At 43.3% G+C, this 21,494-nt stretch carries 20 protein-coding genes and 1 pseudogene; 15 read left to right on the top strand and 6 right to left on the bottom strand.

All coding sequences use genetic code 11. The annotated features are described in order from the left end of the window. Positions 1-148: 148 nt before the first annotated feature. A complete protein-coding gene (locus V7K32_RS01395; RefSeq protein ID WP_334879432.1) occupies positions 149-277 on the bottom strand; it encodes a hypothetical protein in 129 nt (42 codons plus the stop codon). Here V7K32_RS01395 and V7K32_RS01400 point away from each other — a divergent pair. From V7K32_RS01400 to V7K32_RS01445, 10 genes and pseudogenes are all read left to right on the top strand, one after another. Next, entirely contained in the window at positions 247-2,973 is a 2,727-nt protein-coding gene (locus V7K32_RS01400; RefSeq protein ID WP_334989647.1) for an efflux RND transporter permease subunit, read from the top strand. The genes V7K32_RS01395 and V7K32_RS01400 overlap by 31 nt on opposite strands. Continuing rightward, a complete protein-coding gene (gene hpnA / locus V7K32_RS01405) occupies positions 2,973-3,956 on the top strand; it encodes a hopanoid-associated sugar epimerase (protein WP_334989649.1) in 984 nt (327 codons plus the stop codon). Before V7K32_RS01400 ends, hpnA begins: the two co-directional genes overlap by 1 nt. A 147-nt stretch (positions 3,957-4,103) precedes the next feature. Beyond that, entirely contained in the window at positions 4,104-5,123 is a 1,020-nt protein-coding gene (hpnH, locus tag V7K32_RS01410; protein WP_334989882.1) for an adenosyl-hopene transferase HpnH, read from the top strand. A 1,030-nt stretch (positions 5,124-6,153) separates the two neighbouring features. Continuing rightward, positions 6,154-6,675 (top strand): phycocyanin subunit beta, encoded by a 522-nt coding sequence (locus V7K32_RS01415; protein ID WP_334879409.1) that lies wholly within the window; start codon positions 6,154-6,156, stop codon positions 6,673-6,675. An 84-nt stretch (positions 6,676-6,759) separates the two neighbouring features. Next, on the top strand, positions 6,760-7,248 hold the full coding sequence (gene cpcA, locus V7K32_RS01420) for a phycocyanin subunit alpha (RefSeq protein ID WP_334879411.1): 489 nt from the start codon (positions 6,760-6,762) through the stop codon (positions 7,246-7,248). A gap of 472 nt (positions 7,249-7,720) precedes the next feature. After that, a complete protein-coding gene (locus tag V7K32_RS01425) occupies positions 7,721-8,530 on the top strand; it encodes a phycobilisome linker polypeptide (RefSeq protein WP_334989651.1) in 810 nt (269 codons plus the stop codon). 140 nt (positions 8,531-8,670) lie between these two features. Then, positions 8,671-9,540 (top strand): phycobilisome linker polypeptide, encoded by an 870-nt coding sequence (locus V7K32_RS01430; RefSeq protein WP_334989653.1) that lies wholly within the window; start codon positions 8,671-8,673, stop codon positions 9,538-9,540. Between the two features lie 82 nt (positions 9,541-9,622). Beyond that, a pseudogene (locus V7K32_RS01435) lies at positions 9,623-9,835 on the top strand (phycobilisome linker polypeptide); the annotation flags it as partial. A 25-nt stretch (positions 9,836-9,860) separates the two neighbouring features. Next, positions 9,861-10,700 (top strand): HEAT repeat domain-containing protein, encoded by an 840-nt coding sequence (locus V7K32_RS01440; protein ID WP_334989655.1) that lies wholly within the window; start codon positions 9,861-9,863, stop codon positions 10,698-10,700. A gap of 170 nt (positions 10,701-10,870) precedes the next feature. Then, positions 10,871-11,608, top strand: a complete 738-nt coding sequence (locus V7K32_RS01445) for a HEAT repeat domain-containing protein (protein ID WP_334989657.1) — start codon at positions 10,871-10,873, stop codon at positions 11,606-11,608. A 345-nt stretch (positions 11,609-11,953) separates the two neighbouring features. On the opposite strand, the gene V7K32_RS01450 is transcribed toward V7K32_RS01445, so the two are convergent. The 4 genes from V7K32_RS01450 to V7K32_RS01465 form a co-directional block, all read right to left on the bottom strand. Further along, the gene (locus V7K32_RS01450; RefSeq protein ID WP_334989659.1) at positions 11,954-12,676 is read right to left on the bottom strand and encodes a nuclease-related domain-containing protein; all 723 of its coding nucleotides are present in this window, start codon (positions 12,674-12,676) and stop codon (positions 11,954-11,956) included. Positions 12,677-12,854: 178 nt separating this feature from the next. Further along, on the bottom strand, positions 12,855-13,505 hold the full coding sequence (locus tag V7K32_RS01455; RefSeq protein WP_334989661.1) for an HD domain-containing protein: 651 nt from the start codon (positions 13,503-13,505) through the stop codon (positions 12,855-12,857). Positions 13,506-13,588: 83 nt separating this feature from the next. Further along, the gene (locus tag V7K32_RS01460; protein ID WP_334989663.1) at positions 13,589-13,726 is read right to left on the bottom strand and encodes a hypothetical protein; all 138 of its coding nucleotides are present in this window, start codon (positions 13,724-13,726) and stop codon (positions 13,589-13,591) included. Beyond that, the gene (locus V7K32_RS01465) at positions 13,723-14,106 is read right to left on the bottom strand and encodes a hypothetical protein (protein ID WP_334989666.1); all 384 of its coding nucleotides are present in this window, start codon (positions 14,104-14,106) and stop codon (positions 13,723-13,725) included. Before V7K32_RS01465 ends, V7K32_RS01460 begins: the two co-directional genes overlap by 4 nt. Before the next feature lie 119 nt (positions 14,107-14,225). Here V7K32_RS01465 and V7K32_RS01470 point away from each other — a divergent pair, with 119 nt between their 5' ends. After that, positions 14,226-14,531: a hypothetical protein gene (locus V7K32_RS01470; protein WP_334989668.1), complete on the top strand. Its 306-nt coding sequence runs from the start codon at positions 14,226-14,228 to the stop codon at positions 14,529-14,531. A 451-nt stretch (positions 14,532-14,982) separates the two neighbouring features. Here the strand turns inward: V7K32_RS01470 and V7K32_RS01475 are convergent, their stop codons facing one another. Then, positions 14,983-16,002 carry a metal ABC transporter solute-binding protein, Zn/Mn family gene (locus V7K32_RS01475; RefSeq protein ID WP_334989670.1) on the bottom strand — a complete coding sequence of 340 codons (1,020 nt, stop codon included), beginning with the start codon at positions 16,000-16,002 and terminating at the stop codon, positions 14,983-14,985. A 54-nt stretch (positions 16,003-16,056) separates the two neighbouring features. Here V7K32_RS01475 and V7K32_RS01480 point away from each other — a divergent pair, with 54 nt between their 5' ends. The 4 genes from V7K32_RS01480 (at position 16,057) to V7K32_RS01495 (ending at position 21,416) form a co-directional block, all read left to right on the top strand. Beyond that, positions 16,057-16,785, top strand: coding sequence for a metal ABC transporter ATP-binding protein (locus tag V7K32_RS01480; RefSeq protein ID WP_334989672.1), 729 nt, complete (start codon positions 16,057-16,059; stop codon positions 16,783-16,785). Then, positions 16,785-17,669, top strand: coding sequence for a metal ABC transporter permease (locus tag V7K32_RS01485; protein ID WP_334989674.1), 885 nt, complete (start codon positions 16,785-16,787; stop codon positions 17,667-17,669). Before V7K32_RS01480 ends, V7K32_RS01485 begins: the two co-directional genes overlap by 1 nt. Positions 17,670-17,911: 242 nt before the next feature. Further along, entirely contained in the window at positions 17,912-20,905 is a 2,994-nt protein-coding gene (pruA, locus tag V7K32_RS01490; protein ID WP_334989676.1) for an L-glutamate gamma-semialdehyde dehydrogenase, read from the top strand. A gap of 58 nt (positions 20,906-20,963) precedes the next feature. Further along, positions 20,964-21,416, top strand: coding sequence for a GNAT family N-acetyltransferase (locus V7K32_RS01495; RefSeq protein ID WP_334989678.1), 453 nt, complete (start codon positions 20,964-20,966; stop codon positions 21,414-21,416). Positions 21,417-21,494 lie beyond the last annotated feature (78 nt).

Consider the following 21,494-nt stretch of genomic DNA (forward strand, 5'->3'; position numbering starts at 1 on the left):
GCAATGTCTACGATGGTCACTGAGCTTGTCGAAGTGCGGGCTATTCGGCGTCGCAGTTTGTAAAGCTCCGACAGAATAATTCCTGATGCTCGACAAAACCAAGTTTCAATTCTGTATTAAAAATTTTGCCACATCTGGGTGACAATAACTAATATTGCCGTTTTGTGACCATCAAAACTCGCAAACCGAAGGTGATTGCTGTAGCATGACTAAATAATTGTGTCACCCACACGATAATTTTCCAAGATGGTAAAGCTTCATAACTCCAAATCCGCACGAGAACTCTTCAATATTTCCAAATTGGCAATTCAATTTTCGTGGCTGACGGTGAGTTTTTGGATTGCCGTAACGGTAGCTGGTGTTCTGGCTTTCAGTTCCCTCAAATATGCCTTGTTTCCAGATATTACCTTTCCAGTGGTGGTTGTGAATGCTACAGCCCCCCTGACAACTGCCCTGGATACCGAGGCGAAGCTTACTAAACCTTTAGAAGAACGCCTCCGCTCCCTAAAAGGATTGGAGAATATCCGCTCATCCACTTATCCTAGTCAAACAGCCGTTAGCCTTGCTTTTGCCGTTGGGACGAATTTAGAAACATCGACCAAACAAGTCGAAACTGCCCTTAAGCAGTTGACTCTACCTCAAGGAGGGACTTCTAAGATTATTCCCCTGAATTTAAACGAGTCAGCCGCCATTAGCTATGCCATAGAGAGTTCCACACGGAATCTTACAGATTTGACAAAGTTGGCAAAAGACGAGATTGTGAGTGCGATCGCTAAACTTCCCGGAGTCCTGAAAGTCTCACTGTTGGGTGGTGCTACTGCAACTCCTCCCTTAAATCCATCTAATATAAGTGCAGCTATCCCTCAAGCAGGGGCAACATTAGTCCGGTTTAATGGGCAAGATGCACTCGCATTTCAGGTAATCAAACGCGGTAGTGCTAACACCTTAGAAGTAGTGAGTCGAGTTGAAAAAGAAGTCCAAAGACTGCGGTCTAGTCTGAAGGATGTCAAACTCAGTTTAGCTGCCACTCAAGCCGAATATATCCGTCGAGCCACACAGTCAACAATTGATGCGCTGATGGAAGCAGTATTGTTATCCATCGTAGTAATTTTTCCTTTTTTATGGAATTGGCGAGCCACCCTAATTTCTGCCTTAGCGATTCCTACGTCATTGTTGGCGACGTTTATCGTTATGGCGATTTTCGGCTTTAACCTGGAAACAATTACCCTGCTGGCTTTAGCTTTGGTGATTGGTAGTATTGTTGATGATGCGATCGTAGATGTGGAAAACATCATGCGACATGTAGAAGATGGAGAAACTCCTCGCCAAGCCGCGCTTTTAGCTACAAATGAGATTGGGTTGACAGTCACCGCCGCCACCTTGACAGCAGTAGCGGTTTTTCTGCCAATAGGTTTGATGGGTGGGGTAATCGGTCAGTTCTTCAAGCCTTTTGGCATTACAGTTTCAGCCGCGATGCTTGCTTCTATGCTAGTTGCTCGGACTTTATCTCCAGTTCTGGCTATTTACTGGCTCAAACCTAAATCCTCACTCTCAGAGCATCAAGAAGCAAAAATCTGGGTAGCGTTTACCCAATCTTACAGAAACTTGCTGAGTTGGTCTTTGAATCACCGCAAGATAGTTATCGGGTTAGCTGTCTTCAGCTTCATTGTAGGTATAGCACTAATTCCACTAATTCCCAAAGGCTTTATTCCCAAACTCGATCGCGGCGAATTTAATATTGCTTATACCGCTCCTTTACCGAGTATCCCCGATTTAGGAAGTAGGGGAGATAAGCAAGCAGGGGGAGATGAGGAAGTAAGGGGAGATGAGGAAGTAGGGGGAGATGAGGGAGTAATGGAAGCAACATCCCCCTCACCAATCCCCAATCCCTTGACCGATTCTCTTGAGGTTGCAAAAAAACTAGAAGAGGTTGTAAGAAAATCACCGGCAGTTGAAACGGTATTTACCACTGTTGGTTCTCGTGAAGGTGAGCCGAACAAAGGGATATTATATATAAAATTAAAGCGCGATCGCTCAATCACCACTGCCGAACTACAAGACCAATTCCGCTCCTCATTACCTGCTCTTTCTGGAGTAACTACCAGTGTCGAAGATATTCAATTTGTCGATTCTGGCGGTCAAAAACCCCTCCAGATAGCTTTAGGCGGTAACGATCTCCAAGCCTTGAGCAAAGCAGTCAAGACAATTAAAGAAAAAATTCAGAGATTACCCGGATTCGCCGATGTCACAGTTACAGGTGAAACAAATCCACAGGGTACGGTTTTTCAAATCGAGCATCTAAATAATCAGCGTGTGGCATACATCAGTGCTAATCTTGGCAAGGATCTATCCTTGGGTGATGCTACTGACAAAGTGGTAGCTGAAGCTAAGGCGGTGTTACCCCCTAATGTTTCTTTAAATTTAGGAGGAGACTCTGCTAGCCAAGGTGAGGTTTTTAGCAGTTTTGGCAGTACTTTAGCTCTATCTGCCCTGTGTATTGTCATAGTACTAATTTTGCTGTTCAAAAGCTGGGTAGACCCTCTGGTGATTGGTTTCTCTTTGCCTTTAGCACTAGTGGGGGCAATGTTGGCACTACTAATTACCAAGAGTGACTTTGGCATGATTTCACTGATCGGTTTCGTCTTTTTGCTCGGACTGGCAAATAAAAATGCTATTTTGCTGGTGGATTACATCAATCAGTTACGCAACGCTGGCTTAGACCGTACCGATGCAATCCTGAACACCGGACTAGTGCGCCTCAGACCAATTATGATGACCACCGCCGCCACTATTTTAGGGATGCTACCGATCGCTTTAGGTTTAGGCGCTGGTTCAGAATTGCGATCGCCGATGGCTGTTGCGATCGCAGGTGGACTCGTAACTTCAACTATCCTCAGTTTGATTGTTGTGCCGGTATTATACACCATTCTGGATGATTGGTTTCCTCGATTTAAGAAGAAGGGGACAGCTTAATGCAGGTTTTTGTCACAGGGGGTACGGGTTTTATTGGTGCCCACTTGGTACGGTTGTTACTCCAACAGGGATATGATGTCAAAGCCCTGGTACGCTCAAGCAGCAATCTGGAGAATCTCCGCGGTTTGGAGGTGGAAATTGTCAAAGGCGATTTGAACTCACCAAATCTGTGCCAACAAATGAGAGATTGTCAATATTTATTTCATGTGGCAGCCCATTATTCCCTCTGGCAAACAGACCGGGAGTTGCTTCACCAGAACAATGTCCTGGGTACGCGCAATGTATTGGCAGCAGCCCGCAAAGCTGGCATTGAGCGCACCGTTTATACTAGTTCAGTAGCGGCAATTGGGGTAGGATCGTCTGGGGAAGTTGTGGATGAAACACATCAGAGTCCCTTAGAAAAGTTGGTTGGTGACTACAAAAAGTCTAAGTTTTTGGCTGAACAAGAAGCCATGCAAGCCGTTACTAAAGGTCAAGAAGTAGTTATAGTCAATCCCAGCAGCCCAATTGGCTCGTTGGATATCAAACCTACCCCAACAGGTGATATAATACTGCGATTTTTGCGGCGGCAAATGCCCTTTTACTTAGATACTGGTTTGAATTTTATCGATGTGCGGGATGTGGCATGGGGACATTTACTGGCTTTGCAACGGGGTAAATCAGGCGATCGCTATATCTTAGGTAATCAAAATCTCAGCCTTAAGGAACTACTCGAACAACTCGCCGATATCACAGGTTTAACCGCACCTCAACGAACAGTACCGACTTGGTTGCCCCTTAGTGTTGCCTGGGTTGATGAAAAGATTCTCGCACCCTTGGGGAAATCGCCCTCAGTGCCGTTAGATGGCGTTCGGATGGCGAAACAACCTATGTATTACAATGCCGCTAAGGCTGTACGAGAGTTGGATCTACCTCAATCTCCCCTAAAAGCGGCACTCAAGGATGCTGTAGATTGGTTTGTTGCTCAGGGGTATGTTAAATGAGAAATCTAGCAGTCAGGGCGGTTAGAAACCACATATATACAGGCAAAACCCACCTCCGTGGGTTAAAAAACCTTAATTTTCTGTTAGCCCACGGAGGTGGGCTTTTCCAGTGGTGTATTTATATCTAAAAGAGGAGCGATCGCAACAATGGCAGTTAATCTAGAACAAGCTATGGATATTGGGAAGTATCTTGTTACCCAGCGTTTGAAAGGACGTAAACGCTTCCCCTTAGTATTGATGTTGGAACCTCTTTTTCGGTGTAATTTAGCCTGTACTGGTTGTGGTAAGATACAACATCCAAAGGAAATTTTAAAGCAAAATCTCACCCCACAACAGTGCTTTGCCGCAGTAGAAGAGTGTGGGGCACCGGTTGTCTCAATTCCTGGGGGAGAACCGCTTCTACATCCCCAAATTGATGAGATTGTTCAGGGATTAATTGAGCGCAAGAAATATATTTACTTGTGTACCAATGGCTTGTTGTTAGAAAAGAGCCTAGATAAGTTTCAACCTTCTCCTTACCTAACTTTTAGTGTGCATTTAGATGGGATGCGGGAGTTGCACGATCAATGTGTCGATCGCAAAGGTGTTTTTGATATTGCTGTCAAAGCGATTCGCGCCGCTAAAGCTAAAGGCTTCCGTGTTACCACTAACACTACTATCTTTGAAGGTACTCAACCTAAAGATATGCAAGAGTTCTTCGACTTTTTGGACACACTTAATACAGACGGGATGATGATTTCTCCCGGCTACAGTTACGAGTGGGCACCAGATCAAGATCATTTTCTCCACAGAGAACAAACACGCACCCTCTTTCGGCAAATTCTCGCTCCATACAAAGCTGGTGAAAAAAATTGGAACTTCAATCACAATCCACTGTTCTTAGATTTTCTCACTGGTGAAAAGGACTACGAATGTACGCCTTGGGGTAGCCCTAGTTATAGCGTTCTCGGCTGGCAAAAACCTTGCTATCTGCTCAACGAAGGTTATTACTCTACCTTCAAGGAATTACTAGCACAAACTGACTGGAGCCAATACGGCCAGAAGAGTGGTAATCCCAAATGTGCCGATTGTATGGTTCACTGCGGCTACGAACCTACCGCCGCAATGGATGCAATGCAGCCACAAAATATGGCGCGTGCCATTGGGAGTCTGTTTGGCAGGGGCTAGTACTGTGTAAAGCGACGTTGGAAGGCTAAAGGAACGAACCGCAAAGCGTGGGCGGGTTTCCCGACTTAAGGAAAGTGTCCGTCACAAAGGAAGAAGGAAAAGAGAAAAATAAAAAGTTCATTTACCAAGCATTGTTGGGTTGATGGAGTACTACTAGTAGTCTGGCAACTTAATGCTTCGTTCGTAGTGAGCGCTAAAGCGCTCAAATCAACGACTAAAGTCCTTACCCAACGGGTTCGTTAGTCGCTCAGAGGGGTTTTCCCCATGAGCAACTAACTCACTACGAACTTATTCATCCATAAAAGTTGCTCTGGTGGACTAATAGTACTCTGTCAAGTCAACAATGCTTAGAGTATTCCAAATTTTAGAATCTTTCTCTCTATGTTCTCTGTGGTTCGTTATTTAATCCAAGCATTGTTAGCTTGACACCGTACTAATAATGGACTGACAAATAAAAAAATGTTCCAAAACTGACGCAAAAACTCTCTCTATTTCTTCTCTCTGCGTTCTCTGTGCGGCAGTCGCTCATGGGGGAAACCCCCAAGACCGCGCTGCCTTGTCTGAAGTGGTTCGTTTATTGGAATAATTTATTTCTTGTCAGTCCCTAAGTAATAAATACTACTACACAAAATAACAGTGCGATGCCTCCGGCGGGCTACGCTGAAGCACTATTAAACGGATTTCCCAGAGATGAATTATCCCATCTTTTAGCTTAGAGAATGTAAAGTTATGTAAATGAAATTAACAAACATAACAATAATTTGTAATAAATAATGACGCGACAGCATTGTATAAAGATAACTTAGAAGGAAAAAACAACATCTTAATCAGGTTTTTCAGTCGTTCACAGAAGTTTGAAGTTTTTTAACAAAAGTTTTAATCTGAAAGCCTAGAGATTGTAAACTTATTCCGTAGATGTCTGTTTTAAACCTTTCGTAACTCGTCAGGCAGTGCTGACATCAAAAATAAACTGAACCATTCAGTTTTGAGTTCAATTATCCTTAACCAAGCAAACTAGGAGACAAAAGCAATGGTTTTAGATGCATTTGCAAAAGTAATCACCCAAGCTGATGCACGCGGTGAGTATCTCAGCGCTGCTCAGTTAGACGCCCTAAGCGCCCTCGTGAAAGATGGCAACAAACGTGCAGATACCGTAAACCGGATTACCAGCAACTCCTCAGCAATTGTTGCCAATGCAGCTCGCGCTTTGTTCGCAGAACAACCTCAGTTGATTGCTCCTGGTGGTAATGCTTACACAAGCCGCCGAAATGCTGCTTGCTTGCGCGACATGGAAATCATCCTCCGCTATGTCACCTATGCAATCTTTGCAGGTGATGCAAGTGTGTTAGATGACCGTTGTCTAAACGGTCTACGCGAAACCTACTTGGCTCTAGGAACTCCTGGTGCTTCAGTAGCAGTTGGCGTGCAAAAAATGAAGGATGCAGCTCTTGCTCTTGCTGGCGACACCAACGGTATCACCAGAGGCGATTGCAGCGCAATATTATCTGAAGTTGCTAGCTACTTTGATCGTGCAGCCGCAGCAGTAGGCTAAAACCGCTTTAAGACTATTCACTGACAACTGTCAGTTAGACAAAAGAAATTTCAACAAGATTGTAAATAGGGAGATACCAAACCGATGAAGACACCTCTTACCGAAGCAGTTGCAGCAGCAGATTCTCAAGGTCGCTTTCTTTCCAGCACAGAAATTCAAACCGCTTTTGGTCGTTTCCGCCAAGCTCCAGCTAGCTTAGAAGCAGCAAAAGCTTTGAGCGGCAATGCCCAACGTTTGACAGAAGGCGCAGCTCAAGCGGTGTACAACAAGTTCCCCTACACCACTCAACAACAAGGCCCTAACTTCGCTTCTACCAACACTGGTAAAGAAAAGTGTGCGCGTGACATCGGCTACTACCTGCGGATTGTTACCTATTCCTTAGTTGTGGGTGGTACAGGCCCCTTGGATGACTTCTTGATTTCTGGTTTAGCTGAAATCAACCGCACCTTTGATCTATCTCCCAGCTGGTACGTTGAAGCTCTCAAGTACATCAAGGCTAACCACGGTCTAAGTGGCGACCCTGCTGTAGAAGCTAATTCCTACATCGACTATGCAATTAACGCTCTAAGCTAAAGAGTGTATTTAGCCCGGAAAGGAAAACAAGCTCTGTTAGCAAATTGCTAGGAGTTGGTTTACCTTTCTGGGCAGTTTTATTTTCAAAAGACTGTTAACAGAAGAATGCAGAATTAAAAACGCAGAATTCAGACTTTGAGTGTGGGATGCAGACCCGCCACTACTAAACTTGTCCACTAATGCATATTTAGTGTGGTGTTTCACGGTTGATTCAGACGTTTTTGAACTCATTTGCACTGCGTTATCTACCCTTCGGGTGACGCTACGCTAACGGCAGTTGCTACCCCTGCCCCTGCCGGAACCCTAATAGCAAACAAGTCTCTTAACTGCAAGGGCGCAGTGGCTCATCAGCACCATAGAATTAAAATCTGAATTCTGGCAACTGATGCATGTATTCTTTCTTGTTAAAAGACTAGAAAAAAATTTTCTAAAAAGTTTTCAGTTTTCCAGTTAAAACTGAGGAGGTTTAAAGATGGCATTGGGACAAGCCGCAAGGCTAGGAATTGGAGCCTTTGAAAACTCAGGACTGGCAGAACTACGTCTTGATAGAACAGAACCGGATGTAGAAGTGATTATCCGGGCAGCTTACCGTCAGGTTTTGGGTAATGAATACCTAATGGAATCAGAGCGTCTTGTCAGTGCTGAATCACTGTTACACCAAGGTGCGATTTCAGTTAGGGGTTTTGTGCTAGCCATTGCTCAGTCGGAACTCTATCGGGAAAAGTTTTTCCATTCCAACTCGCAAATTCGGTTTATCGAGTTGAATTATAAGCATTTATTGGGTCGCGCCCCAGAAGATGAGTCAGAGATTTCGTACCATGTTGAGCTTTACAACTCACAAGGTTATGAAGCTGAGATTAACTCATACATTGACTCATTAGAATATCAAGAAAGCTTTGGCGAAAACATAGTACCATACTATCGTGGCTTTAATAGCCCAGTAGGGCAGAAAAACGTTGGCTATAGCCGACTTTTCCAACTGTATCGGGGTTATGCCAATAGCGATCGCGCTCAAGGGCAAAAACAAGGACGCCTAACTTGGGAAATAGCTAAGAATCTGGCTTCACCCATCTACCCAGTCTCTACAGGAGCCTTAACGGGCCTCTCATCAGGTGGCAGAGGAGAAACATACCGAATTAGGGTACTACAAGCAGCTTCTCCAAACTCATCTGTAGTGCGACGAAGTACTGCAGAATCGGTCGTACCCTACGAACAACTTTCTAGCAAATTGCAGCAGCTTAATCGTAAGGGCAGCAAGGTGATTAGCATCACACCTGTATAAATTAGGGAATCGGGAATTAAGTGAGAAGTTAAGAGTTAGGAGTTAGGAGTGAGGAGTTAGGAATTCCTAATACCCGTACTTTTAACTCTTAACTACTAACTCCTCACTTTTCCCTACCAATTACAAAAGGAAAATTACCAATGGCTATTACAACAGCAGCATCCCGTTTGGGAACAGAAGCTTTTACTGATAATGCTCCTGTAGAATTGCGCCCAAATGCAACTAAAGAAGACATACAGCAGGTAATTACTGCCGTCTATCGTCAGTTGTTGGGCAACGATTACTTAATGAAATCTGAGCGTCTCACAAGTGCTGAATCTATTCTGCGCGATGGGAAAACTACAGTACAAGAGTTTGTGCGTCAAGTAGCTAAATCAGAGCTATACAAATCCAAATTTTTCTACAACAGTTTTCAAACTCGTGTCATTGAACTAAACTATAAACATTTGTTGGGTCGCGCTCCCTATGATGAGTCTGAGGTGATTTATCACTTAGACTTATATCAAACCAAGGGATATGAAGCCGATATTGATTCTTATATTGATTCGGCAGAGTATCAAAGTAGCTTTGGTGAAAATATTGTGCCTTTCTATCGCGGCTTTGAAACCCAAACAGGTCAGAAAACTGTCGGATTTAGCCGGATATTCCAACTTTATCGCGGCTATGCCAGTAGCGATACCTCCCAACTTAAAGGTAATTCCTCTCGCCTTGCCGTTGAACTAGGTCGCAACAGTGCATCTGTTGTTGTTCCTCCATCTGGTGGCCCTTCCGGCTTTTCTTACGTTGCTCCTGAAAAAGGCGTTACCCCCAACAGTACTTTCGGTGGCGCAGGAACTTTTGGTCAAGAAGGCAGACTGTACCGCATTGAAGTGGCAGGCGTTTTTGGAGCTGGTTATCCTAGCACACGCCGAGTCAATCAAGCTGTTATTATACCCTATGAAGGACTATCTGCTTACTTCCAGAGAGTGGTAAAACAAGGTGGTAAAATCGCCAGTGTGAAGCCACTTTAGTGTTATTGGTCATTAGTCATTAGTCATTAATTTCAGACCAACGACTAATGACAACTTCAATTTATAAATTTGGAATTGATTTATGCTCGGATTAATTAATGGTACAAATAGTAACCGCTCCTTCCGCTATGAAGTAGTCGGTCTGCGCCAAAGCGAAGAAACAGAAAAAGTAAACTATCCGATTCGTTCTAGTGCCAGTGTATTTATCACGGTGCCTGAGAACCGGATGAATCAGGAAATGCAGCGCATTACTCGCTTGGGTGGCAAAATAGTCAGCATTCAGCCATTGAACGCTGAGACAACACATAGCGAACACAACCATGAATCCCAGTCTGGAGAACATTAAAGATTTATCACTGACAGTTGACAATGCCGACGGTGGATCTTTATCTGTAGAGCAGGCTCTAGCTAATCTGGAAAGTGCAGATTTAGGTCTGCGATTTTATGCTGCCTGGTGGTTGGGTAGGTTTCGCATAAATGAACCAGCTGCGGTTACAGCACTGATCAAAGCCTTAGAGGATGAAGCCGACAGGACACCAGAAGGCGGATATCCTCTACGACGGAACGCAGCTAGGGCTTTAGGGAAACTTGGCGATCGCCAGGCAGTATCACCTTTAATTGGGTGTTTAGACTGCTCAGATTTTTATGTACGGGAAGCGGCGGCACAATCCTTAGAGATGCTAGGCGATCCGGTTTGTATTCCGGCGCTAATCAAGCTATTAGCAGTAGGTTTGCAGGGACAGCTGATATCACAGCCTGATTTATCTCAACCCTACGACGCTCTTTTAGAAGCCTTGGGAACTTTGAGGGCGAATGAGTTTGCCCCTTTGATAAAGGCATTCTTAGAGCATCCAATCGAATTGGTGCAATATTCTGCCGCCCGAGCCATGTATCAATTAACCCAAGAACCAGTTTATGGAGAAAGGTTGGTACAAGCTCTGGCGGGAGAGAAATTGCAATTGCGTCGAGCAGTGTTGGCAGATTTGGGAGCGATTGGATATCTACCCGCAGCAGATGCGATCGCACAGACTCTTGCTGAAAATAGCCTGAAGCTAATTTCTCTTAAAGGATTACTAGAACATCAAGTCAATCACATAACACCAAGCACTTTCTCAGAAGGTGCGATTAAAGTGATGAATTTGATGGACTCGCTGTTGTAGTCATAAATTCTAGATAATCAGTTCTTATTAATACGTTACAATCAAATTTTTACCACACATAAACCCCCTAGCTAACTGTAAAATAACCGCTAGGGGGTTTATGTATGATGTCAACTACGGATAGCTTAAGCTACAATTGGCTGACGACAAATTACTCATGAAAAATGATTATGAATAACAGCGATTTAGCCCAAATATTGATCCGTGCTGTAGAAGAAGCAGATTCCTCGGATCGCTTATTAGACGCAGTTCAGGAGTTAGCAGCAGCCAGTATAGAAGAAGCTGTTCCTACACTAATTGCAGCTTTGGGCTACAACAATCCAGGGGCGGCGGTGGCGGCGGTGGATGGGCTGATTGCCATCGGGGAAGCCGCAGTGCAGCCACTATTACAACTACTTGATGACTACAACTATGGTGCTAGAGCCTGGGCTATTCGTGCCTTAGCGGGAATTGGCGATGTCCGGGTCCTGGATACCTTGTTAGAGGCAGCAAAGACCGATTTTTCTCTGAGTGTGCGGCGGGCAGCTGCCAGGGGATTAGGGACTTTGCGTTGGCAGCAAGTACCGACTGAGAAACTAGAATCTATTCAAACTCAGGTATTAGAGGCGCTATTACTAATTTCTCAAGATCCAGAATGGGTAGTGCGATATGCAGCAGTGACGAGTTTAGAAACACTAGCGATCGCCATAGCAGTCACTTTACCCGATCAAGCGTCACGGATTACAAATCAACTTCAGCAAATGCTCGATACAGATGTTGATCTCGGAGTTCGCACCCGTGTCAAGTTTGCACAGGAAAAAATTCAGCCGCAACAGCCGCAACAACATCAAGAAGTCTTTGCACCAAAAAGAAAGCTACAAGACGCTGATGTATCTGAAGTGCCTCATCGTGGTGGTGGCAGACGTTAAGTAAGGAACTTCCAAATAAAAAAATATCCCATCGTTTTGGAGGCAGGGGGCAGGGGAAAAGCTACAAACCTTGCCCCTTGTGGGTAAAAGCCCCTCTACTCTCAATACGGGTCGGATAAGATCCCCCCGCCTGTGGCGACCTCCGATAAATTGGGGGTTGGGGGGATCTTCGATGAATAAATACGTTAGGGACTTCTAAGAAATAAATTACTGAAATAAACGAACCACAGAGACACAGAGAACACAGAGGAATAAGGAGGAGAAAGTTTTTTGGGTATTTTTTTCTTTGGAAGTTCCTTAACCGAACCGTATTGCCTTTGCTCTGTGTCCTAACCCTCGCGCAACTCAACTTATAGGATTCTGGTGCTTAACAGGTTTGGGCTTAGGAATCGGTTTAGTGTTTGTAGGAAGTATCAAGTTTTCAACGGCTTGGGCAATTGCCTGTACTTGCATTGGTGTTAAACAATCAGGAGAAGTATTTATCATCTGTAGCAGTGCAGGGATACCTTGTAAAACTGGAACTGAGCAATCATTTGCTCCTATCCATTTAGCAATGGGGAAGACTACTGGAGCCGCAACAAATCCATTAGGAAGGTTAGGCATTAATGAAGTAATCCACTGACTAAACATTTTTTGATGGTAAATACTTTGAGAAGTCGGACTATTGTCAACTGCTACCCAGTTGTTTCCTTCGCGTCGTTTCCATTTATCTTTGTAAGCGCTAAATGACCCTTTCCAGGTTTTGACCTCTACTAAAAAAACACCACCTTCACCGATAATTAGATGGTCTATTTCCGTTAGAGAGCCTGAGTTAGTGAGGATTAAAGCATTATTAAATATCACCCATGTATCGGGGAAAGATTGCAAAAGTCGTGATACTCCCCATTCCCCCATATTGCCTTTTAATTTATTTGTTGCTTGGTTAACTTCAAACATGAATGAACCCAATCCACCTAAAAAGCCATCACCTAATGTTTCATGAATTTCTTGGTGTTTTGTAGATTTTTTGGTGTCGATTTTTTCTTTGAATACTGCCCTAAGTGAGGGTGATTGTTGAAGAGTTCTCATCAAAGTTTTGGTAATATTTATCAGTAACCGCCATTTTTAGGGTTCCCATAATTGGAGGGCAATCACTCTCTCCAATGGCTATCAATACCCCCAAGCCAAACAGTTAATTACCAAATTCCTTCATGTCAAACATTTTTGGGTAGTCGCAACTGCTACATCATAACCAAGGGCAATAAAACTAACCAGACAATAAAGACTGAATTTCTCCTTGGATATTCCCACGGGCAGATGGTTCGGCGAACTCTGACATTAAAGGCGTAAAGTAGATATGCGATCGCTCTAAAAATTGTTCTAAAACCTGCTGACGACCTGTGATATAATCCGCCTCTGCCATCCAGCCATATTCCTGGCGAATGGCATAGGCATATTCTCTATACTCCACTTGGTTAGTAGCCAAAATCGCTAAATCGGCATCAAGTAGAACTTGGCTATCATAGTCATCCACCGCAGCTTGGTGGTCTTTAGTGTTCATAATGATACGGGTAACAGTAGCTATAGTACTTTCTGGAATACCCAAATTACTCAGGAATTCAAAAGCATAGTCTGCACTTCGTTGTTCATTATCTTGAGCTTGAGTGTCATATACTACATCGTGAAACCAAGCAGCTAGTCGAACAGCAGCTAGATTGTTGGTGTAGCCTTGCAAAATCCCAATTGTGCTGAAGACGCGATCGATGTGTTTGAGTGTATGGTAGTAGCGACCAGGGGTAGAGTAAGCTGCAACCAAATCATTAAAAGCTTTCTCAGCCGCTATTTGGTCAACACCAAAGCCTTGGAGTGTGTGTTGCCAGTTAGAAAATAAGATATCCATAAAGTTTTTTGTAGGCATAGAGGCAGTATTATCTGAATAGAAATACTCCAACCCCACATCGATACTGATTTCAGATGTAGTTAATGATGCCGAAAGTTAGATTAAAGAGTCAACTTACCAGTTTGCAACATTTGAAGTGCTAAAGCACGACAACTAGAGCAGTCACAGCCAAACTTGGCGATCGCTACATCCCCAACTGTATCACCATTTGCATCTAGGGAAAAAACTCGTGGATTCACTTGTAAACCTCATCTAAGTTGAGAACCGTAGTTTTTGCCCTCACCCTAAATCCCTCTCCCAGATATGGGAGAGGGACTTTGAAATTCTGGCTCCCCGAATCCCTCTCTCTGGGATTCGGGGTTGGGGAATGAGGGCAAATTCTTTTCATCATCGAAGAACTACAGGTTTCAAGATAGACGCGGTTTATAACCAAAGTTTCAGTGGTTTGTGTAGCAGAACTCTTTGTTGGGGAAGCAACAGTACCAGCAACTTGATGCGCTGGGGCGCTGGTAATTGTCGCTACCGAAGGTTTACCTTCTGCAACAGCGGCATGGCTCATCAAGACAAACAAGTACAAAACACAAGAGCTACTAAGCAGTGTGAATATTGTTTGATTCATGGCAAAAATCTCATGTTGTAATTGCTCAAGATAGAGTTTAGCATTACTATACGCATCTGCTATGACTAAATGTCAAGTGTTTAGTTAAAATAGCGACAACTAAGGAATAAATACACACGATGAATTCAAAAATTTTAATGCTGCTTGGCTGCTCTAGCTCTCTAGCTACAACAATCCTAGCTCCTCACTCTGTCCAGGCTCTGATGCCAAATAATATACCAGGAGCAAATGTATCTGTTCCAAGTGTGAATGTCACTCGTACTTCCTCACAGTCAGATTTTTCACAAGAATCAGGAATGTCAGAGAGCATGGTTAAACAGTATGCTCAGACAAAGTTTGGCTGCACCTGTGCCAGTTGTATGAACTTGGCACGTCAAATGCTCCAGCAAGGCGGCTCTGCCCCGACTAGCCCTGTGGGATTTTGAATTGCCCAAAAGATAACCAAATTCTTAGGCACTTACCAGTAATAAAATGCCTCGCTATCTCGGCACACCCGCCACGGCTTTCATCGCCAAAGATATAGTCGTGTAGCCAAAATATCCTTAATCCGGTGAGTCCTCTGAAAGTACTGCTTTTCTACAGGACGTTCCGCGATCGCAAAATCCGTTTGCCGTCACTTGCTAAAAGCAAGCGGTAGCGTAGCGTGTCCGTCAGGAGAAGAGTAGGGGAGGCGCGTTTCCCGCGCTCTCAAAACTTACCTTAGCGACTGTGCGTAGCGTCACCTGGAGGGCGGGGCATTTTATTTCTTGGATCTCCCTTAAGCTAGTATTTTGGTCTTCGTCAATGATTGTTGAGCAGAAAATCATTGATCATTTAGGCTCTTGTATCGACCAAGACAGCGATGCCCAACCTAGTCATTGCCTACGCTAACTATTATTATTTAGGCTTAAACTCCGTATACTTGCCTCCTAAACCTTCCACAATCGTGCGTGTATTGGCAATCAGCATTCCTTGGTAAGTTTCGCCCTCTGTCCCCTTTTCTCCCAAGCCATCAGCAAACAATTCTCGGTCTGAAACCTTAACTTTTGCCTCTTTTGCTACCGCCTGAATTAGTTTAGGGTTAATCGTCGTCTCTGCAAAAATCGTCGGTACACCCTCTTTTTTTATATCTTTTGATAATGCACCTACCCGCGCAGCTGTGGGCGCTTCTTCTGTACTAATGCCCCCTAGTGCCCCTTCAATGGGAATTCCATAGGCTTTAGAATAGTAACCAAAAGCATCATGGGTGGTGACTAATTTACGTTGCTTGGGTGGAATTGTGGCTATTTCTGATTTAATCCAGGTGTCTATCTGACTGATTTCATTTGTGAGTTTTTGCGTGTTGCTGGTATAAGTTGCAGCATTATTGGGGGCTGTTTTTGCTAACTGTTGAGAAATCACCTGTGCGATCGCTATCCCATTCTGAGCATTGTGCCATACATGGGGGTCGGTAACAGTTTTACCATCCTCTTCAAATTGCTGGGGTTTGGGGACTGCAACTTCATCTACAGCTACCTTGGGAGCAGAATTTGAAGTAGCTTTAATTAATTTGATTAAACCAGGTTCAAAATTGTAGCCACCATAGAGAATTAACTTAGCCTGCTCAATTGCTTTGCTATCCTCCGGCTTTGGTTGGTATACGTGCGGATCTGAACCGGGATCGATTAAGCATTTAAGGTCAATTGTATCGCCTGCGATTTCTTTAGTTAAGCCACAAGCAACAGTGTTGGTAGCGACTACTAACGGGCTTTTAGCACTAACTTCTGCAACAGGTGAACTACCTGTTTGGGGAGCCGCCACATTATTAGCAGGTGCGAGAGTCGATTGGCTGGTTTCTGATGTCGGACTACATCCGAATACTCCGCATGTTAGGGCAACAGCTGCTAAGGATTTCAATCGTAGTTTGTAAGATATCATAAATCTGATTGCTTTAGTTATATTGATTATCATTATCATACAAATGGTAGATTTATGTTAGAAGTTAAACATTTAGCTGTAAATTACCGAGGAGTGACGGCGGTTGAGGATGTCAGTTTCCGCTCCTTACCAGGACAAATTGTGGGTGTAATTGGCCCAAATGGTGCTGGTAAAAGCACAATGGTGAAGGCAATTTTGGGCTTAGTACCAACGGCGAGTGGAGTTGTCAAGTTTGGATCTCGCGCTTTAAAACAACAATTAAGTTCTGTTGCGTATGTACCGCAGCGATCGCAAATAGACTGGGATTACCCGATCACAGTTTGGAATGTGGTGCTGATGGCGCGGACTGTGCATACTGGCTGGTTTCGCACACCTTCACGATCATCTCAAGAAATAGTTAAAGATGCTTTGGCAAGGGTGGGGATGTTAGAGTTGCGATCGCGTCAAATTGGAGAATTATCAGGCGGACAGCAGCAGCGAGTATTTTTAGCAAGAGCTTTAGCACAACAAGCCGAATTATTATTTTTCGATGAGCCATTTGTCGGAGTTGATAAAAAGACTGAAGCCATCATGTTTGATGTGTTTGAAGAACTAAAATCTCAAGGCAAGATTTTACTGATAATTACTCATGATTTGGGAACAGCTTTGACAAAATGTGACCAATTACTGTTATTAAATAAACAAATAATTGCTAACGGTTCTATGAAAGAAGTAATGACAGCAGAGAATATTAAACGCGCTTATGGAGATAGTCTATTTATATTTAACAGGGAAGTAGTTTAATGTTAAATTGGCTAATTGAACCCTTAAGCTTTGAGTTCATGCGCGGAGCGCTCACTACGGCAATTCTACTAGGAATTCTTTGCGCTGTTGTCGGTAATTATCTCATTGTTCAACGCATGGGAATACTGGGAGATGTAATTGCTCATGCAGTTTTACCAGGACTGGCTATAGCTTTTTTCTTAGGGATTGATATTTTCTTAGGTGCTTTTATCTGCGGAACTTTCAGCACCTTTGTAATTGCTTGGATTCAATCTCAATCCCGCATTAAAGTTGATGTAGCAATGGCGTTAGTTTTTTCTGGTTTTTTAGCTTTTGGTATCATGTTGATTACCCTATTGAAAAGCAAATTAGACCTTCATGAATTTTTATTTGGCGATATTTTGAGCGTAACCACAGATGATGTGAAGCGGACTGTAATTATCACAGTTTTTGTCTTGGTTTTAATTAAACTATTTTACAAAGAATTGTTATTTTACACCTTTGACCCACTTGGCGCTCAAGCGAGTGGTTTACCGATTAATTTAATTCATTTTGCTTTAAATGGTGCTATTACTTTGACAATTGTTGCCAGTATGCAAACCGTGGGTGTAGTTTTAGTTGTTTCCCTGCTGATTGGGCCAGGAATTACAGCTTATTTATTAGTGAAAGAGTTACATCAAATGATGCAGTTAGGCGCGGTTATTGGTGTAATTAGCAGCGTAACTGGGATGTATATTAGTTATTATTTAAATGTCCCATCTGGTGCTGCGATCGTTTTAGTTGTTTCCGTCCTATTTTTATTAGCATTATTTTTTAGCCCTACCCAAGGACTTTTGACCAGACCAGAAATGGCCGATAGAAGAGCTAGGTTTCTTAGCCAGTTCAAATTTCAAAAGACGAAGTGAGCTAGTGCGTTTTTGAGCCACCCCGTGCGGGAGTTCCCCCGTTAATGGGACGATAGTAGAGCAGGCGCGTAAATCCAGCTGCCATTTCAATTAACAAGACTTGGGGCAAAATCCCCTTGTTGAAGGTAGGCAAACTTCCGCCACAGTGTACTAGATGTGGTGACAGCTAAATGAAAGCGTCAAAATAGAAGACACAGGCTTTGTACAAAAAGCCTTGCCTTGATTAACGGAGTTTATTAACAGTGGTCTTACAAGTACAGACAAGCACCTACGAAGCTAAAACCCAAGAAATTGCTAAACAACTTCTAGCAGCAACCTCCGAAAATCGTTCATTTTTGTCTTCCCTGCGGGATCAAATGCGCTGGGATGATAAATTACTAGCTTGGGCGATGAGTAATCCTGGGTTGCGGGTGCAACTATTTCGGTTTATAGATACGCTACCTGCTTTGCATAGTAAATCAGAAATTGCCTCTCATTTACAAGAATATTTAGGCGATGAGTCTGTAGAATTACCGCCAGCTTTAAAGGGAATGCTAAACTTTGCTAATCCCGACTCGATGCCGGGACAAGTTGCTGCTACAACCGTTGGTACAGCCGTTGAAACTCTTGCTCATAAATATATTTCTGGGGAAAATATTAAACAAGTCATCAAAACTGTTGAACGACTAAGAAAAGAGAAAATGGCTTTCACCATCGATTTACTTGGTGAAGCAGTAATTACCGAAGCCGAAGCACAGTTTTATCTAGAACGCTATCTAGAATTAATGCAACAATTGGTAGAAGCATCAAAGAATTGGTCAGCTATCCCGGCTATTGATGAGGCTGATGGCGAAGCAATCCCAAAAGTTCAGGTTTCTGTGAAGTTAACGGCGTTTTATTCGCAATTTGACCCATTAGATGCTAAAGGTAGTGAGGAGCGAGTTAGCGATCGCATTCGTATTCTCTTACGTCGTGCTAAAGAATTAGGTGCAGCTGTCCATTTTGATATGGAACAGTATGCCTATAAAGACATAACTCTCAGCATCCTGAAAAAACTGCTCTTAGAAGAAGAGTTTCGGCAACGCAGAGATATTGGCATAACTATTCAAGCATATCTGCGTGATAGCGAGCAAGATACTAAAGATGTAATTTCCTGGTTGAAAGAACGTGGTTATCCCCTGACAATCCGCTTGGTGAAAGGCGCATATTGGGATCAAGAAACTATCAAAGCAGCCCAGAAGCATTGGAAACAGCCAGTTTACAACGATAAACCAGCAACTGATGCTAACTTTGAAACCATCACTCAGTTATTGCTAGAAAATCATCAATATGTGTATTCTGCCATTGGTAGCCATAATGTGCGATCGCACTCTCGCGCCATTGCCATAGCTGAAAGTTTAAATGTCCCCCGCCGTCGCCTTGAATTACAAGTCCTCTACGGTATGGGTGATAAAGTTGCCAAGGCTTTGGTTGACAGGGGTTATCGAGTCAGAGTTTACTGCCCCTACGGTGAATTATTACCGGGAATGGCGTATTTAATTCGCCGATTGTTAGAAAATACTGCTAATAGTTCTTTTTTACGACAAAATCTCGAAAATCGACCAATTGAAGAATTATTAGCACCGCCGATTGTCAAAGATGAAAAGAACTCTTCAACTCCTAACTCCTCACTCCCAACTCCTAACTCTCATTTCCTCGGTGCTGCTGATACCGATTACGCCGAGGAAGAGGTGAGAACGAAAGCCGCGCAAGCTTTCCAAAGCGTTCGCCAACAGTTGGGTAAAACTTATTTACCGCTAATTAATGGCGAATATGTTAATCCGCCGGAATTTGTTGATTCTCTCAATCCTTCTAATTTCAGCGAGATAGTTGGTAAAGTTGGGTTGATTAGCATTGAACAAGCAGAACAGGCGATGCAAGCTGCTAAAGCTGCGTTTCCTGGGTGGAAAAAAACACCAGCTAAACAACGCGCTGATATTTTGCGGAAAGCGGGTGATTTGATGGAACTCCGCCGCGCTGAACTTTCAGTTTGGATAGTTTTGGAAGTTGGAAAACCAGTTAAGGAAGCTGATGGAGAGGTTTCGGAAGCGATAGATTTCTGTCGATACTACGCTGATGAGATAGAACGGTTAGATAAAGGTGTGAATTATGACATACCTGGTGAAACTAATCATTATATTTACCAGCCACGCGGTATTGCTGTAGTGATTTCTCCTTGGAATTTTCCGCTAGCGATCGCTTGTGGAATGACTGTCGCAGCTTTGGTTTCAGGCAATTGTACTCTCCTCAAACCTGCGGAAACATCTTCTGTGATTGCAGCGAAACTCACAGAAATCTTGGTAGATGCTGGTTTTCCCAAAGGCGTATTTCAATACGTACCTGGTAAGGGTTCCCAAGTCGGCGCTTATTTGGTAAATCATTCAGATACTCATGTAATTGCTTTTACGGGTTCCCAAGAAGTCGGCTGTAGAATTTACGCAGAGGCGGCAATCTTGAAACCCGGACAAAAGCACATGAAACGGGTGATTGCGGAAATGGGTGGCAAGAATGCCATTATTGTCGATGAAAGTGCTGATTTAGACCAAGCAGTTGTGGGGATAGTGCAGTCAGCATTTGGTTACAGTGGACAAAAATGTTCTGCTGCTTCCAGGGTGATTGTGCTGCAACCGATTTATGATGCCTTTGTGCAACGATTGGTAGAAGCGACAAAATCTTTGAATATTGGGGAAGCAGAGTTACCGAGTACACAAGTTGGACCAGTAATTGATGCTAATGCCCGCAATCGCATCCGCGAGTATATTGAGAAGGGTAAGGCAGAAGCACAATTAGCTTTGGAATTACCAGCACCCGAACAAGGATATTTTATCGGCCCTGTAATATTTAGTGAAGTCTCGCCAAATGCGGTAATTTCCCAAGAAGAAATTTTTGGCCCTGTGCTGGCGGTAATTCGGGTGAAAGATTTCCAAGAAGCCTTAGCAGTCGCCAACGGGACAAACTTCGCCTTAACTGGAGGACTTTATTCTCGAACACCTTCGCACATTCAACAAGCCCAGACAGAATTTGAAGTCGGGAATTTATACATTAACCGCAATATTACCGGAGCGATCGTTGGGCGGCAACCCTTTGGTGGATTCAAACTTTCTGGAGTCGGTTCTAAAGCCGGCGGTCCTGATTACCTCTTGCAATTTTTGGAACCACGCGCGGTAACAGAAAATATTCAGCGCCAAGGTTTTGCACCAATTGAAGGTGCTGATTAAAGTTTGTAGGGTGGGCAATGCCCACCTTTTTTTATATACTAAATACAGAAAGAGTTTGATGAGTAATTTAGTCATAAAAGTTGCTGATTTACCTGAAGAATTTCCAGCGATCGCAGCAATTAGAAAAGCAGTTTTTCAGGAAGAACAAGGGGTAAATCCGGCTTTAGATTTTGATGGCAAAGATGAAATATCTCAGCATTTGATTGCTTATTTAGCTCAAAAAGCTGTGGGTACTACCAGAATTAGATATTTAGATCATAAAACTGCCAAAATAGAAAGACTTGCTGTTTTGTCTACAGCTAGAGGACAGGGTATTGGTAAAAAAATTATGATTAAGGCACTAGAGATTATAGCTAATAAAAATATTCCAGAAGTTGTGATTTACGCCCAAGAGTATATAAAAGTTTTATACCAAAAATTGGACTTTGTAGAAGAAGGACAAATATTTGAAGAAGCTGGGATTACCCATGTGATAATGAGAAAAATTTCCACTTATAGGAGGATGAATTGATTTCTTAAAAAGCTCGCCCTCAACTCGATAAGGATTATTCTGTATTCCCCACTCCCCGCCTATTATTTTCATTTTACA

The sequence above is a fragment of the Nostoc sp. genome, assembly GCF_036917635.1.
In the GTDB taxonomy this organism is placed as follows: domain Bacteria; phylum Cyanobacteriota; class Cyanobacteriia; order Cyanobacteriales; family Nostocaceae; genus Nostoc.

Excerpts from the sequence above, each read along its gene's own strand:
- V7K32_RS01480 (WP_334989672.1), top strand. The coding sequence starts at position 16,057 with ATGTTAGAAGTTAAACATTTAGCTGTAAATTACCGAGGAGTGACGGCG.
- V7K32_RS01450 (WP_334989659.1), bottom strand. The coding sequence starts at position 12,676 with ATGAGAACTCTTCAACAATCACCCTCACTTAGGGCAGTATTCAAAGAA.
- V7K32_RS01495 (WP_334989678.1), top strand. The coding sequence starts at position 20,964 with ATGAGTAATTTAGTCATAAAAGTTGCTGATTTACCTGAAGAATTTCCA.
- hpnA (WP_334989649.1), top strand. The coding sequence starts at position 2,973 with ATGCAGGTTTTTGTCACAGGGGGTACGGGTTTTATTGGTGCCCACTTG.
- V7K32_RS01465 (WP_334989666.1), bottom strand. The coding sequence starts at position 14,106 with ATGAATCAAACAATATTCACACTGCTTAGTAGCTCTTGTGTTTTGTAC.
- V7K32_RS01415 (WP_334879409.1), top strand. The coding sequence starts at position 6,154 with ATGGTTTTAGATGCATTTGCAAAAGTAATCACCCAAGCTGATGCACGC.
- V7K32_RS01445 (WP_334989657.1), top strand. The coding sequence starts at position 10,871 with ATGAATAACAGCGATTTAGCCCAAATATTGATCCGTGCTGTAGAAGAA.
- V7K32_RS01475 (WP_334989670.1), bottom strand. The coding sequence starts at position 16,002 with ATGATATCTTACAAACTACGATTGAAATCCTTAGCAGCTGTTGCCCTA.
- V7K32_RS01485 (WP_334989674.1), top strand. The coding sequence starts at position 16,785 with ATGTTAAATTGGCTAATTGAACCCTTAAGCTTTGAGTTCATGCGCGGA.
- V7K32_RS01400 (WP_334989647.1), top strand. The coding sequence starts at position 247 with ATGGTAAAGCTTCATAACTCCAAATCCGCACGAGAACTCTTCAATATT.
- hpnH (WP_334989882.1), top strand. The coding sequence starts at position 4,104 with ATGGCAGTTAATCTAGAACAAGCTATGGATATTGGGAAGTATCTTGTT.
- cpcA (WP_334879411.1), top strand. The coding sequence starts at position 6,760 with ATGAAGACACCTCTTACCGAAGCAGTTGCAGCAGCAGATTCTCAAGGT.
- V7K32_RS01430 (WP_334989653.1), top strand. The coding sequence starts at position 8,671 with ATGGCTATTACAACAGCAGCATCCCGTTTGGGAACAGAAGCTTTTACT.
- V7K32_RS01440 (WP_334989655.1), top strand. The coding sequence starts at position 9,861 with ATGAATCCCAGTCTGGAGAACATTAAAGATTTATCACTGACAGTTGAC.
- V7K32_RS01470 (WP_334989668.1), top strand. The coding sequence starts at position 14,226 with ATGAATTCAAAAATTTTAATGCTGCTTGGCTGCTCTAGCTCTCTAGCT.
- V7K32_RS01455 (WP_334989661.1), bottom strand. The coding sequence starts at position 13,505 with ATGCCTACAAAAAACTTTATGGATATCTTATTTTCTAACTGGCAACAC.
- V7K32_RS01425 (WP_334989651.1), top strand. The coding sequence starts at position 7,721 with ATGGCATTGGGACAAGCCGCAAGGCTAGGAATTGGAGCCTTTGAAAAC.